The sequence below is a fragment of the Maribellus sp. CM-23 genome (assembly GCF_021354595.1).
Classification (GTDB): Bacteria; Bacteroidota; Bacteroidia; order Bacteroidales; family Prolixibacteraceae; genus Draconibacterium.
Map to the genome: position 1 here is coordinate 395480 of NZ_JADWYJ010000004.1, position 15358 is coordinate 410837.

Genomic DNA, 15358 nt, shown 5'->3' on the forward strand with positions numbered 1-15358 from the left:
GTTTAAAGTTCAGAGTTCAGAGTCAGCATCAAGTATCAAGAATCAAGCATCCAGTATCGGGTACACACCCCCTCCGTCATTCCTTCGTCGGGGCCTCCGTCATTCCTCGTCCCCCTCGGGAATGGGGACAAAGAATTAAGCTACGAGCCTTGAGCTACGAGCATCGAGCATCGAGTATCAAGAATCAAGCATCCAGTATCTAGTATCCAGCATCGCGGACACCCCCCTTCGTCATTCCGTTGTCGAAGCCAACAGAATTCCTCGTCCCCCTGAATGGGAACAAAGAATTAAGCTGTAAGCCGTGACCATCGAGCATCGACCATCGACCATCGAGCATCAAGCATCCAATATCCAGTATCCAACATCCAAAATAAATAGATCTTTGTCAGCAATATTCGCCCAAGGCAGCCGTACTATAAGGCATGGGAATTTACCCGCAGAAAAACACATAAAAATGATCAACTACAAGACAAACGACTGGTTTACGATTGAGAAAATTGATGACACTACATCGATTATTAGCGAATACAAACATTGGGAAGAAACACACTGCTACCTGCTTAACGGCAGCGACAAAAGTTTGCTGATTGATACGGGCCTGGGGGTGCGGAACATTTGGGAAGAGGTACAACAGCTAACCGGCAACCCGGTAGCGGCGGTGACCACCCACGCGCATTACGACCACTTTGGCGGACATCAGTATTTCCCCGAGTTTTATGTACACGAGGCCGAGACCGAATGGATCAACGGGGGCTTTCCGCTGACGTTGCAACAGGTGCGGGACTTCCTGATGGAAGAGCCCTGCGATTTTCCTGCCGACTTTGATGTGAATGACTATTATCTGTTTGAAGGCACGCCCACACGGGTACTCCGCGATGGAGATACGATTGAGTTGGGAGGACGAAGCATTGAGGTGCTGCATACCCCGGGCCATTCGCCCGGTCATATTTGTTTGTACGAAAAAGACAGGGGGTATTTGTATACCGGCGATTTGATTTACATCGGGGAATTGTTTGCGTATTTCCCGTCGACCGACCCGATCGCTTACATGAACTCGATAAAAAAGCTGTTGCCGCTGGAGGTCCGGAAAATTCTGCCGGCACACCACGACTTAAATGTACCGCTGTCGATTATCCGCGAACTGGACGAGGCCTTTACAAGCTTGCACAACAGCGGAAAGTTAAAACACGGAAGCGGGACTTTTTCGTATCCCAATTTTGGCATAAAACTATAGGTGAAAAAGCGGGCGAAGGGGTGCTGCAATCTTGCCGGCTTTTGTGTCCCCTTTAAGAGCCGTTCTTTATTTTATGGAAGAAGTAAAGGACGGTTCTTATAGGCACAAAACGCATTCGCCGCGCATACCGAGAGTCTAAACAATAGCACAAAGCAAAACCTATCTGGCAGACAATTTTCAATATCCAAGGTAGAATATCCAAATCCGAACTACCCAACAAGCTCGTGGCTCGCAGCTCATAGCTTTCCCCTTGAACTCTAAACTTTGAACCCTGAACTCTAAACTAACTTACCCCCTCCGTCATTCCGGCGTCAAAGCCGCCTGAATTCCTCGTCCCCCTCTAATGGGGACAAACTAAGAACCGCTACCAGTTTTGAATCATAAACTTCGAGCTATGAATATCCAATTCTGACTTCCCAACAAGCTCATAGCTCGTGGCTAGTAGCTAATAGCTTGAATCTAAACGAACTTACCCTTTTGGAACTTTCTCTCCCGGGAAACGGTCGGCGTATTCTTTCCAGAATGATTTCACTTCGTTTTTCATTTCTTTTGACAAGGCCAGGATCCCAAACAGGTTGGGGATGGTCATCAGTGCAATGGTAATTCCCGAAAGTGTCCAGATAATGGTGGTGTCGGTAAACGAAGCCACAAAAAAGCCGATCACATAAATAATGTGGTAGTAAATTACCTTGCCCGAGCCAAAGAGGTAGGTAATGGCGCGGTCGCCGTAATACGACCAGCTGATGGCGGTGGAAAAGGCAAACAGCAAAAGCCCGATCGACACAATGTATTTTCCAAAGTCGCCAAACCAGCTGCGGGTAAAGGCAATGGTGGTCAGCGGGGCGCTGTGCATCAGCGATTGCCCGGTAAGCGTGAGCCCCGAAGGGTTCCGTTCTTTTTCGCGGTCTATTTTTCCGTTCACCAGTTCGAGTGGACCCGAATATGGCTGAGCGTTCACCCATACTTTTACGTTTTCTGCCACCGAACGCGCGTGAAGGATCGTGGGCTGATTGGCCACCACACCGTTCTCCACCGTTAGAGTGCCGGTAAACAGCGGCAGGTCGGCTTCTCCCACCAGGTAATTGTGCAGCTTGTCAATGTCTTGCTGGTTTTGTTCCGAATAAGTTCCGTCGAATACCACCAGGTCGGCATCCTGGAACTGGTTTTCGTGTTTTTCGGTCCACACACCCGACGAAAGCAGCACCAGCCCGGTAAGCGTACAAATAATGATGGTGTCGATAAACGGTTCGAGCAGGGCCACCAGTCCTTCCGAAACCGGTTCGTGTGCGCGGGCAGCCGCGTGGGCAATCGGCGCCGATCCCTGTCCGGCTTCGTTGGAGAACAGACCGCGGTTTACGCCCCGGTTAAAGGCAAAAGCAATGCTTCCGCCCAGAAAACCACCGGTAGCAGCCGTTCCGGTAAATACATCGCCAAAAATCGCTTCGAGCGAAGGAAGTATGTTTTCGTAGTTGTAGAAAATAACCGCAATGGCGCCGATAAAATAGATGATAGCCATTATAGGCACCAGGCGCGAAGTAACCTGTGCAATGCGTTTGATTCCCCCGATGATCACAAAACCCAGCAAGAGTGCCAGAACACCACCGGTAAGCATATGGTTGATGCCAAAGGTTTCGAAAAGCGAATTGGAAATACTGTTTACCTGTGGAAGACTGCCGGTTCCGAACGAAGAAAGCACAGTGGCAACGGCAAAGATCACGGCCAGCCATTTCAGGTTCAGACGGTTTTTCATGTAGTACATCGGGCCACCGGCAATGGAGCCGTCCTGGGCCACTTCGCGGTATTTATGCGAAAGCGTTACTTCCACAAATTTGGTGGTCATACCCACGGCGGCGGTTACGAGCATCCAGAACAGTGCGGCCGGTCCGCCCAGGTGAATCGCCAGTGCTACCCCGGCAATATTACCGGTACCTACGGTTCCCGAAAGTGCAGTGGTTAAAGCCTGAAAGTGGGAAGTATCTCCCTTGTCTCCTTCTTTGTCGAATTTTCCGCGAACGATGCGCAGCGAATGTTTCAGGTAACGAAATTGCGGAAACTTCAGGTAAATGGTAAAGAAAATACCGGTTCCGAGTAAAAGGAATACGAACCATTGGGATCCGCCGATGTAGCTGTCGATCACCGAAAGAATGTCATTTAGTTTATGCATTTATTTTCGCGTTTTTCATCTGTTTAGTATGCTCCTTTCGCCCCGAAAAATTTGGGGTTGCAGTGTTTGGGCCAGGTAAACTGCCGGGCAAACTCGAAGCAGGTATTTTTAGGTTTGTTTCAGAAACAAGGCTAAAATTAACATTCTGATTCAATTTGCTAAAAAAACGGAGTTTTATTTTTCAGATTATTACCAAAGGCTGATGAATGTCAGTATTTACATAAAGTTAGAGACAGAAAGAGGCTGGGGGAGATGCTTCCCTGGCAGCTCAAAAAAAGCCTGCCAGAGGATAAAACTTTTTTGGTGCTGGTTGGTTCTGTACGTTATTTTATGTCGTAAATTAGCGAAGTAAAACTCAAAAGCAATTAAGCATGTTACCAAAGTTTTTATTAGCCGACAACTCGTTGGAAACACCCGACACCATTTTTGTGGTTCACACAGAAACACCTCGTTTTATCGTAGAAGCCGACCTGGATGACTTCTGGAACAACCAGCAGGTACATTGGATCGACGGCGAACCGGGCGACGAAGATTACATTGCAGAATTAATTGAAGCCGCCGAAGAATTCCTTGAAAAAGAGTTTGAAAACGAGGAACTTCTGGCCAACGAAGACGACGAGGAATAGGACTCGGTTGATTTTCGCAAATTAGGATATCCACAAGAGGGAATTGTTTCTTAGTTAGAGACAACTGCCTAATTAGAATAGGGAACCGCTCTTTTATAATAGAGAGCGGTTCTTTATTTTTGGGATATTCATTATCTTGAAAAGAAAAAATGCCTTCAATCAAAACGTTAACTCCCATTTTAGCCGGCAGTTACTACCATATCTTTAACCGGGGAACAAACCGACAGAATATTTTTTACACCTCTGCCAATTATGATTATTTTCTGAACCTGCTTCATAAATTTTTAAGTGATTATGTTCATTTCCTGGCCTATGCTTTATTGCCAAATCATTTTCATCTGGTGCTCAAAATAAAAACTGAGCTTTTCATTGAAGAGCGAGGGAACCGTTCTTTAATAGAAGAGAACGGTTCCTTAAAATCAGTTACGGATGAGGAACAAATAGGAAGAGAGGTTGTGAGACAATTAAAACGCATGTTTATAACTTATGCAATGGCTATCAACAAACAGGAAAACAGATCGGGTAATCTGTTTGATCCAAAATACAAACGACTTGAAATTTGTGACCAGAGTTACCTGGAATACGCAATTTTTTATACTCATTTCAATCCGGAGAAACATGGAATCTCGAACAACTTCAGAAATTATAAATACAGTTCTTACAAAGCCATCCTTGGCAATAGCAAGACTAAAATGGACAGAAAACTAGTGTTGGACTTGTTTGGAGGAAAGGAAAGTTTTGTTGATTATCATCAGGGCTGGCATGAAGAGCGTAAAGAGATTACATTGGAATGATTTGAATAGACTGGATAGGGAACCGTTCTTTTTAATAGAGAACGGTTCCTTAAACGGTACTTAAATCGCTTCCCTGTTTTTATTGCTCCAGTCCTTTCATCGAAAGCTGAATGCGTTTTCGCGGAATGTCGACTTCTTTTACCCGCACTTTTACGTGCTGATGCAGTTTAACTATTTCGTTGGGATCGGAAATAAAACGATCGGCCAGTTCTGAAATATGTACCAGCCCCGATTCCTTGATACCGACATCAACAAAAGCCCCGAATTTGGTAATGTTGTTGACGATTCCCGGCAAAACCATCCCTACATGTAAATCATTGATGGAGAAAATACCATCGGCAAACTCAAATACTTTGATCGGTTTTCGCGGATCACGCCCGGGTTTTAGCAGTTCGCTTTTGATATCGTTGAGGGTGGGGAGGCCCACTTCGGCAGTCACATATTTCTGCCAGTCGATTTTGGAAACCAGCTCTTCGTTTCGAACCAAATCGCTGAGTTCGCATTTCAGCTCTTTGGCAATTTGTTTGACTATTTTGTACGACTCCGGGTGCACGCCTGAATTGTCGAGCGGGTTTTTTGCATCAGGAATACGCAGGAACCCAGCGGCTTGTTCAAAAGCTTTGGGGCCCATCCGGGCAACTTTCTTTAGCGCATCGCGCGATTCAAATGCCCCGTTTTCTTTTCGGTATTCCACAATGTTCTCAGCCAGTTGCGGTCCCAGGCCCGAAATGTAGGTAAGCAGGTGTTTGCTGGCAGTATTTAGGTTGACACCTACCGAGTTCACACTTAATTCCACCACCGAATCCAAACTGCCTTTTAGTTTTTTCTGATCCACATCGTGCTGGTATTGCCCCACACCAATGCTTTTGGGGTCGATTTTTACGAGCTCTGCCAGCGGGTCCATCAAGCGGCGACCAATGGAAACTGCACCACGGACCGTGACGTCGTATTGCGGAAATTCCTGCCGGGCAACCGTGGATGCCGAGTAAACAGAGGCCCCGTCTTCGCTGACCACATAAACACGCACCTCGCGGTTGTAGCGCAGGTTTTTGATAAAAAACTCAGTTTCGCGGCTGGCTGTTCCATTGCCGATAGCAATCGCATCAATTTTGTAAACCTCCACCACCGATGTGATCTTCTTGGCAGCCATTTTCTTTTCTTCCTGTGGTTTGTGCGGGTAGATGGTTTCGTTGTGGAGCAGGTTGCCTTGTTCGTCGAGACACACCACTTTACAGCCGGTGCGGTATCCGGGATCGATGGCAAGCGTTCGTTTTTGTCCGAGTGGCGGCGCAAGCAACAATTGTTTCAGGTTTTCGGTGAAGACTTTGATGGCTTCTTCGTCGGCCTTTTCTTTTGAAAGGTTGGAAAATTCGGTTTCAATCGATGGCTGGATCAGGCGTTTGCACGAATCTTTCACGGCCATTGCCACCTGTTCAGCGCTCGGATTGTTTCCTTTTACGAAAAAGCGGTCGAGGTTTTCGAGTACCCTGTCTTCATCGGGCGTTACGCTTACACGCAAAAAACCTTCGTTCTCTCCGCGACGCATAGCCAGCAAGCGGTGCGAAGGGCATTTTTTCAACGGCTCGCTCCAGTCGAAATAGTCGCGGTATTTGGCGGCCTCCTCTTCTTTTCCTTTTACCACTTTGGAGGATATAATTGCGCCCAGGTCAAAGCTCCGGCGGACAATGTTTCGGGCACGCTCGTTTTCGCTAACCCACTCTGCAATAATATCGCGTGCGCCGGAAAGTGCTTCTTCGGTACTGGCAACTTGTTCGTTCAGGAACTGGTTGGCACGGAACTCCGGATCTCGTTCCACCTGTTTCATCAGGATTTTAGCCAGCGGTTCGAGCCCTTTTTCACGTGCCATGGTGGCCTTGGTGCGGCGTTTGGGTTTGTAGGGGAGGTAAATATCCTCCAGCTCTACCGGATCAAAACAGTTTTCAATGCGTGCCTTTAGTTCAGGCGTCAGTTGTTCTTGCTCTTCAATGGTTTTCAGAATGGTTTCTTTTCGCTTCTCCAGCTCGCTGAATTTCTCGTTGAGTTCCTTGATTTGCAACACCTGCACTTCGTCGAGACTACCGGTACGCTCTTTCCGGTAACGCGAAATAAAAGGAACGGTAGCCCCTTCGTTCAGTAACAGGATGGTATTGCTTACCTGCACTGTTTTTACCTGAAGTTGTTGGGCGATTAAATCTGTTATGTTGTTTTGCATTGTACCTGTTTTTGCGGAAGACAAAGGTAACGAAACTTGCTTGTTTGTCTTGCTTTTTTACACGATTGATCTGCTGAAACAGGGTGATAAAGCCGTTCCAGCTATCGAAGCCCTGTCAAGCGACGGACTGCCCGGTCCGCAGTGCCGGGTTAGGTGGTGTATATGGACCGTTGTTCGGAGGGATGGGGGGATAAAAGTGCATTTAGCAGTTCGGGACGAAAGGTTGGCAGTCCCACAAAGAACTTTAAATGCCCGAAAGTTCGATGCTTTCTTTACGTGAATCGGATTTTGGTGTTGAGGTGAGCGGCAATATGTCGTTAAGTAGTTGAAATACATCGCCCTGTTAGCTTTTGACTCATCCTGTAGGCCCACGACCCTCCCTGTAGGTGTTTGATCCTCCCTGTTGCGTTTTTAGCCCTCCCTGTTAAACAGGACGGGAAAAAAAGCTACAGGATTGAGAAAAACTTCAACAGGGCAACAAAAAAACTTACAGGACGGCCAAAAATGGTACAGGAAATCGAAAAATTGCCACAGGGAGACGAAAAAGTTAGCAGGACGGCTCGCCAGGTTACAGGAGTTCCGAACTCTTAGCCTGCAATACGTAAATTTTTTCGAGCGAAGCGGACGCAGCCTGGAGCTCGGAAATGCCTTCCTCGTATTTACTATTTGTGTTATGACAAATAGTAAAATCCAGCTGATAAGCTAAAAATTAGAAAGATAAGAGCTTTGGAAATCGAAAAAACCGTTCTTCTATCAACTAAAAGATAGAAGAACGGTTTCTGTGGTCAGACTGTGAGCCTGTCTGTAATGCGTAATAGAAAGAACTAATCTGCCGATAACATCTCCAGCAACCAGTTCAGGTAGTTTTTGCTGATTTCAGAAGAGCTGTTTTTTACTGATTTTTTAAATGCCTTTTCAACCGCTTTCTTTTCATCTTTTGATATGTTCACCGCCGATTTCCGGGCTGCAATATCAAAAAGTGCCTGTTTGGCGCCGGCTTGTGCTTTTGGATTATTTTCACTGAGCATCTGAGCCAGTGTCTCAATTATTGAAGCGCCTTTTAAGACGGCTGCTTCCCCGGCTTGCTTTCTGATATCTGCATCAGCACTGTAAAAACCTTTTTTTACATAGTCCGGGTCGTCATCCAGGTTCAGAACAGAAACGTTCCTGAACTTTGCAAACTCGCCTTCTTTGCTGTGATTTGACTGAAAACCGATGGCCCCCGCCATGTTTTTGCCCTGCATGCTTTTAACCGTATCTACATCGGCCACGGTGGTTATTTTTCCATCTACAGAAACGGTGATGTTTTTCCGGTTGCATTTTATTTCCATTGTGTGCCATATTCCGGTGGTTTCATCGGGGCGGTTGCTCACAGCTACGTGCCCGTATATGGAACCGGTACAATGCAGGTCGTCACGGTAGGGTGTCCATGGAGCCAGTAATTGTACTTCTACTCCGGTTCCCCATGGATTCTCGGGATTGCAGCGAATAAGTACTCCGCTGTTTCCTACTTCAGATAGCAGGTATTCAAACTTAAAAATAAAATTGCCGTACTGCGTTTCTGTATACAGTTCGCTGCCGTTGTGGGGAGCTGCCACCAGCACTCCGTCAAGCACTTCAAAACCGGGAACTTTCCCCGGCATCATCCATCCGGAGAGGTCTTTGCCATTAAACAAGGAGGTAAAACGATCTGTGTTCTGCGAAAATCCCGCAAGGCTTATTAGTAAAAAGGCAAAAAATATTGATACTCGTTTCATTTGTGTAGTTTTTAGATGCTTAATAAACCGGAAGCGACCAGGGTGAACGGTATTCCCTTGACAACAGGAAATTGGCTGCCGGATCATTTATAAATTCTTCTTTATGGCTGTCCCACTGTAATTTTCGTTTCAGGCGGAACGAGATTAAGGCCAGGTGCATAGGCAAAGTCATTTCCCGTGCGTATTCCAGATTACTTTCCGGTTGGATACGTGATTTTACGGCATCGAGGAAATTTCGCTGATGACCCGGTGAGCGGGGGATCGATTGTGCTACTTCCGAAAGATCGTGGGTAGTTTCGCCTCCTATTGATATGATTCGTTTGTCGTAATCGCAGGTGAGGGTCCCTTTTTCTCCTTCAAAGTGGGCTCCGATTCCCATTTTGTCGGCTCCGGGAACATCGGGCGGGGTAGTGGTCCAGTACACATCCAGGTCCTTAAATTTGAAATCCACATCGATCCATTTTGGTGTATCAGCAATTCCGTCGTTTGGAATATCGCCCCGTGCATCAATGCTGGAAAGGCCTTTGGGATGAAGCGACATGTACATAATGTCGGCAATGTGACACCAGAAATCGGCAAACACGCCACCCGAATAATCAAAAAAGCTACGGTAGGTGCCGTGGCATTTTACCGGGGTATATTCAGCATAAGGAGCAGGTCCCAGCCACATGTCCCAATCGAGGGTGGCAGGCGGTGTTTCGTTGGGTGGAAATCCCAAGCCGGATGTTCCCCCGGTTTTCCACAGGCGAACAGTGTGGATTTTCCCCAATGCACCGGATTGAATAATTTCGGCTACGCGGTGGTAATTATCACCGGCATGAATTTGGGTTCCCAACTGGAAAATACGGTCGTGTTTTTTGAGGGATTGCAGCATCACTTTTCCTTCCTTTGCTGTAAAAGAAAGCGGTTTCTCCCCGTACACATCTTTACCCGATTCGAACGCCATAATGGCCACCAAGGCATGCCAGTGATCGGGCGTGGCACAGGTGATAACATCGATGTCTTTTCGTTCGATGATGCGTCTGAAATCAGAGTAAAGTTCGGGATTGGCTGATGAATTGTTGGCAACAAGCAGCTTGCGTGCATTGGCCAAACGCAGTTCATCCACATCGCACAAGGCCACGGTTTCCGCATCGGGGAAAGCCGAGAACCAGCGGATATGCGAACCGCCCATGTTTCCGGTTCCGATATGTGCTACCCTGATTTTATCGCTGGGAGCCACTCCGGAAAAGCCATTCAGGATCAGCGGAAAACCCATGATACCCATTCCGGTCGTTTTCAGGAAATTCCTTCTGTTGGTTTTAGGTTTTAGACTCATTTGCTTTTGTTTTATTCGTTTAATCTTCCGGTTATTTGCCGGCTTTGTTTTATTGTCAGCTTAGAGCATCTTTCTTTTGTTGTTGACCCACTATTGCCTGTATGAAGGAGAGACAGGTTTAATAGGAATACATAAGTTTATCTAAAAGTGAATCCATACTGTTTGTAGTATGGATTCACCGGAAATTTAGTTCAAATATGCCTTTTTCGCAAGGCAAAATTTACCTAAAAAGAGGTAATATAAACTTCTAATGGTTGTAATTCTTTTTTATCTACCTCCGGAATGTCGATGGATAAAACATCTGTTGTACTCGTGTTGGACGCAATGATGTATTTCTGGCCATCCTTGCTTTCCTTTATCATAATATGCAGGTTGTCGTCTACTTTCCTGTGTTTTGTTTCGAGCTTAACAATGGGCAAATTGTTGTTTAATTCCTTTAGCATCGGAAGCAAGGTGTCAAAAACTTCGGGTGTTTTTCTCCAATCGTTCCAAAAAAGAATACCCGTTGCCCCGTGAATAATTGACGTATAAATCTGGCATTTCACGTGGCTGATGTATTCTTGCGGTGCCATTTCGGAAGGCCTGGCATAACCGTTGCCGTCAAAATAAATCCATAGGGGTGTTTTTTCACCTAAGCCCGCTTTAAGTGCATCGACCGTTATCCCAGACAATACGGGATGGGCAAAGTAATCACGGAAAGCATTTATTCCAAATACATCGCCGTTGTTTTTATAGCCTTGCGCTATTAACCGGGTATTCTCGTACCACACCGATTTTAAGGTCTCCAAATCATAATCAACATATGAATATTCACCATTACTAAACTGGTAAACAGGATTGCCATTGTGGGCATGGAAAAATCCCAGCAATGGTATTTTACAGTTACGCGCCTCCGGATCGATTAACTCATAAGGCGGGTTTTCAGGAAGAGCACCATGTTCTTTTAAATAGTTTTCTTCAAAAAGGTAGGTACTTCCTTTGCAATGGCCCAGCAGATCTACAAAAACAAGTGCATTCTTATCCTGTTTTTTTAGCCTGCTGTTTATTTTAGCCCCCACCGAAGGCGGTACCGCCCATTTGCCTACACCGCCCAAAGCGATTTCGTCAATATGAGAGTATATGTACTTATCATTAGGAAGATTCTCCGAGATTTTTTTGATCGCAGCATCCAGGTACTGCTCAAATTCCGGACTGTTTACGTGCTTTTTAATCGCCCGACTCCGGTAATAATCTTTATCATTGCCCTCAGGTAATCCGGGTATCTTATCGATGTAAGTATGCAGCATCGGTGAAAACGGATTGAGAATATGTATTTTATCCGCCATGTAATCTTTTTGGGTGCCCGGTGTTACAAAAAACATGTTAAATGGCTCCGATTTCTTTTGAAACAGGGCCGCATTTTCGCGGTAGGCTTGTTCATCCGCTTCCGGAGAATTGGTAAAGGTGTAACCGGGAACATGCCAGGTTCCGATTGCAAAAAACTTTTCATATTCGCTGCTTCCTGCTTTTTGGCTCATAATCCAGCCATCATGGCTTGCTTGCCAGTTAAATTTTTGGGCGTGTAATGCAATTGGCTGTATGAAAATCAGGAAGAGCCAGATTGAATTGAATACCATTTTTTTATTCATTGGTTTATCGTTGTTAGTTCTTCAGCAGTTCAATTTGTTCACAAGAATTAATTCTGTCGTTGTTTTGAACAAATGGCAATATAGTGTGCCCGTTTTATCTTTGCAAGTATCCGCTAATTAAAAAAGAAGGGAGCGGGTTGAAATCTCAGATGTTTTCGATAATCTGTAACCTTGTCTTTATTTAATCTTTCTAGCTCTGCCTATTCATGGATAAAGAGGATGCAATGTTGGCTGGTCGTTAGAGATTAAGTTTTGAAAGGAAGCAGAGTTTCCAGAAAGAAAGTTCCCGGAAGCTCTGCTAAATAAGATTGTGGTTCAGATTATCAAAACGAGGTTTTTGATGAAAACTTACATTCTATTCTCCCCAGACTATAAATTCGGCCAGGTCGCATTGAGCTCCGCTTTCTGCTCCTGTTTCTGCATTGTGATAAACAAAAGCTTCTGTAATCACCAGTTTTACGTACCGGGCTTTTGTGCCTTCAACTGTAAAACGATGTTCACGCGGAAGATTATCTTCTATTTCCCAATCTCTTAGTTTTGTCCAGTTTTCTCCATCGTTGCTTGCCTCAAAATATCCTGCTTTAATATTTCCCCTCCAGGTACTGTTGGTAGGCTTTACCAGGTCTATTTGATAAAGAGTATGCTCTTTTTGCATGTCGAAGATGAAATAGTACGGAAATGGCTTTGGTGCATCCCATTTGGAACCCCAGTAGCTTTCGCCATTACCATCCAGTAAATTTTCAGGAACCCGTCCCAAGCCTTCGTATTGAGGCTCTTCGCATATGCAAGAATTCCATTCAGTTATTACCCATTCACTTCGGTCGAGAAGTAGTGGTCTGAAAGAGACCGGAATGTATTGAATGGCTTTTTCCGGATTGATGTTGTTTTTGCTTACCGAAGTAAGTTTTACCGGTAGTAGATAATCTCCGAACTGGTACTGGCCATTGCCGTCAGAAAAGCCTTCCTTTACGAAAGTGATTTTAATGGGTTGTTTGTTCGTATATATGGGAATTGTCAGCGATGAGGGATCAATCTTGAATGCTGATTCGTTCAACACCTTGTAGTTTGTGTTGTTGATTGCATTGTATTCTTCTACCAGATTGCCTTCTGTTGCAACCGCAAACTCAATGTTCCACTGGTTGTTGTAGTTAATCTGTACTTCCGAAAAGAACATGGTTTCTTCAGGTGAGCGTAAGTCTATTATTGTTAACTCGTGCAGCAGTCCTGCTTTCTCCATTTCAATGTAAGGTTCATTTACTGCCGGAACCAAAAGAGAGAACATGCTTTCTGCGTTTTCCATTTTAAAGTTTCCGGATAAAATTTCCATTTGAAAAGGCAATGCGTATTGGTCGCCCGTTGTTTCAATTAGCAGGGTGATCTCTTCTGTATTTAATTCAATTTCGAAAAAGGCCCTGTAATCTCCTGCTTTCAATGTCAAAGATGGATTATTAATCTTGACCAGCTCCTGAGGCAACATTTTCAAGTCGGTTTGATTGGCTTCATTGAAATCAACCAGCAATGCTTCGTCAATTTTCAATGCTACTTCTCCTCCCTGCTGACCTATTCCACTCTTAATTACACCGAGTTTATAGGTGTAACCCGGCCAGTTGAAAATTGTCTGTTCATTGAGTCCCGGGTTTAGCAGGTATATTTTATCGTCTTCCATGTCATTCATCCTGTTGTCTTCACAAGCTGTAAATAAAACAGTACAGATTAGCAGGATAAGAATTGATATATGGTTATTGATTTTCATGGGAATATTTCTTAGTGTTAAACTTTTACCATCCATAGTTCTGCGTAATATTTTTCATCTCGCTCAATTGAGTCTGGTGAATTGGGAAGAAGTAATGTTTCGGTTCAAATACCATTTCTCCCGGGAAAATTTTGTCTGTTCGCGTCCATGAATCCTCGTAATTGGTTGCTTGCAGGTTACGGGTGTAGTTTGGTCCCGAGAACTCTTCTTCTGCAATCATCCAGGTTCTGATGTCGTAATACCGGTGTCCTTCAAAAGCCATTTCAACCATGCGTTCCTTCTGAATCAACTCACGCATCAGCTCTTTGTCTCCAATTACTTCAGGGTATGCTTTTTCAAGTTTGTTCAGGCCACTGCGTTCCCTCACTTTATTTATGTACAGCAGAGCTTCCTGTTCGTTTCGGCTAGGCTTTTCATTGCATGCCTCTGCATAGTTCAGATAAATTTCGGCTAAGCGAAAATAAGGCCAGCAAAATTGCCCCCACTTATTATCTTCAATATTATTGGACGGGTCACTCATTCTGCGCCACAAATAACCGGTTTTCACACAGTCACCTGATTGTTGATAAGATGAAGTACCTCCTGCAAAAAAAGTAATCACTTTATCGCCTTTGTACCTGTTCACCCAGTTCATTCCGTTTGCAAGCACCGATGCATAAAAGCGTGCATCTCTTCCCACGCAACTGTTGTGTGCTTTGATAGGAGCCCAGTTATCAAGCGGGTGTATGTATGAATTTGTAAAACCTTCGTCGCTGTACCCGGAAAGAGGGTCAATAATTGGTTCACCATTGCTGGAATAGCCGGTTACCGGGTAGCGTCCTGATTCGGCCATCGGATATGTATCTACCAGTTTTAGCGAAGGGCTATAGCCACCGTAACCTGTTTTTACCGCCCGTGGAGGAGCTGTTCTTACAACAAAGCTAAAAGCATTTGAGTACCATCTTCCCCAAATGACTTCGTCGTTCCAGAAATCGAAATAAATTCCCATGTAGGATTTAATTGCTTTTCTAAAAGGATCGCTTTCTGTTGTGTTTTCATACAAAGAGTATTGGTTTAGATCGATTACTGCTTTAGCCGCCTTTGCTGCGTCTTCCCATTTATTTAAATCCGATGATTGTGGAAACAGAAATTCGCCGTAATAGTTCTTCATGCCTTTGTAGAGTTCGGCCCCGTTAAACAAGGGACGTGCGGCGTATACCGTTAGACGAGATTTTGCGGCCATTGCGACCCCTTTGGTCACCCGTCCCGCCCATGCATCGTCTGTTATGGTCGCGGGTAGTACCTCAATACTCTTATCGAATTCCGAAAGAATGAAATCCAAATTCTCCTGCAAGGAATGCCGGTCTACTTCTTCTGCTCTTATTGTAATGTCAGATTGCTGGTCGCCCCAAACATATACAGGTCCGTACTTGCGCAACAGTGTGAAATAGAAGTACGCCCTTAAAAAACGCGCTTCTGCTTTCATGATATCAATGGACTGCTGATCCATTTCGGTATTGCGGTCAACATTGTTGATAAAAATAGTTGCCTGGTTAATGCCGGTATAATCGTGTTCCCAGGTTTGATAGGCACTACTTGTTGGTCCCCAGGAACCATTGTTGAAGTTGAGCCAGGCCACACCCGACAACCATGAGAATAGAGCTTCATCACTTCTTGGAACAACAGTTCCATCTCCATAGACAAGATCTTGATCGCTTGGCAAATAACCATATATTTGAGCCAGATATGCTTCCGTTGTTTGCCGTTTGTCAAAAACTTCTTCGAGTGTCATCTGGTTTTGAAGTTCAACATCGAGGTAGCTGCTACAGGAAATAATAAATATACCAAAGAAAAATAGCAGACTTATTTTGATTATTTTCATTGCGATTCCTT

Annotated in this window: 10 protein-coding genes; 3 read left to right on the top strand and 7 right to left on the bottom strand. The window is 45.0% G+C overall.

Features of this window, described 5'->3' with window-relative positions; all coding sequences use genetic code 11:
* Window positions 1-454: 454 nt before the first annotated feature.
* On the top strand, window positions 455-1234 hold the full coding sequence (locus tag INQ51_RS15540; protein WP_233378871.1) for an MBL fold metallo-hydrolase: 780 nt from the start codon (window positions 455-457) through the stop codon (window positions 1232-1234).
* Between the two features lie 469 nt (window positions 1235-1703).
* On the opposite strand, the gene INQ51_RS15545 is transcribed toward INQ51_RS15540, so the two are convergent.
* Entirely contained in the window at window positions 1704-3398 is a 1695-nt protein-coding gene (locus tag INQ51_RS15545) for an alanine/glycine:cation symporter family protein (protein WP_233378872.1), read from the bottom strand.
* Window positions 3399-3769: 371 nt separating this feature from the next.
* On the opposite strand from INQ51_RS15545, the gene INQ51_RS15550 reads away from it, so the two are divergent.
* Complete coding sequence (locus tag INQ51_RS15550; RefSeq protein WP_233378873.1) at window positions 3770-4024, top strand: hypothetical protein; 255 nt, start codon at window positions 3770-3772, stop codon at window positions 4022-4024.
* A gap of 149 nt (window positions 4025-4173) precedes the next feature.
* Window positions 4174-4818, top strand: a complete 645-nt coding sequence (locus tag INQ51_RS15555; protein ID WP_233378874.1) for a transposase — start codon at window positions 4174-4176, stop codon at window positions 4816-4818.
* A gap of 79 nt (window positions 4819-4897) precedes the next feature.
* On the opposite strand, the gene INQ51_RS15560 is transcribed toward INQ51_RS15555, so the two are convergent.
* The 6 genes from INQ51_RS15560 to INQ51_RS15585 all read right to left on the bottom strand — a co-directional run bounded on the left by INQ51_RS15560 (window position 4898) and on the right by INQ51_RS15585 (window position 15347).
* A complete protein-coding gene (locus INQ51_RS15560) occupies window positions 4898-7030 on the bottom strand; it encodes a Tex family protein (RefSeq protein ID WP_233378875.1) in 2133 nt (710 codons plus the stop codon).
* Window positions 7031-7854: 824 nt separating this feature from the next.
* The gene (locus tag INQ51_RS15565) at window positions 7855-8787 is read right to left on the bottom strand and encodes a DUF1080 domain-containing protein (RefSeq protein WP_233378876.1); all 933 of its coding nucleotides are present in this window, start codon (window positions 8785-8787) and stop codon (window positions 7855-7857) included.
* 19 nt (window positions 8788-8806) lie between these two features.
* Window positions 8807-10105 (bottom strand): Gfo/Idh/MocA family protein, encoded by a 1299-nt coding sequence (locus INQ51_RS15570; protein ID WP_233378877.1) that lies wholly within the window; start codon window positions 10103-10105, stop codon window positions 8807-8809.
* 224 nt (window positions 10106-10329) lie between these two features.
* The gene (locus INQ51_RS15575; protein ID WP_233378878.1) at window positions 10330-11733 is read right to left on the bottom strand and encodes a hypothetical protein; all 1404 of its coding nucleotides are present in this window, start codon (window positions 11731-11733) and stop codon (window positions 10330-10332) included.
* A 355-nt stretch (window positions 11734-12088) separates the two neighbouring features.
* Window positions 12089-13486, bottom strand: a complete 1398-nt coding sequence (locus INQ51_RS15580; RefSeq protein WP_233378879.1) for a BT_3987 domain-containing protein — start codon at window positions 13484-13486, stop codon at window positions 12089-12091.
* 25 nt (window positions 13487-13511) lie between these two features.
* On the bottom strand, window positions 13512-15347 hold the full coding sequence (locus INQ51_RS15585; RefSeq protein WP_233378880.1) for a RagB/SusD family nutrient uptake outer membrane protein: 1836 nt from the start codon (window positions 15345-15347) through the stop codon (window positions 13512-13514).
* Between the last annotated feature and the right edge of the window lie 11 nt (window positions 15348-15358).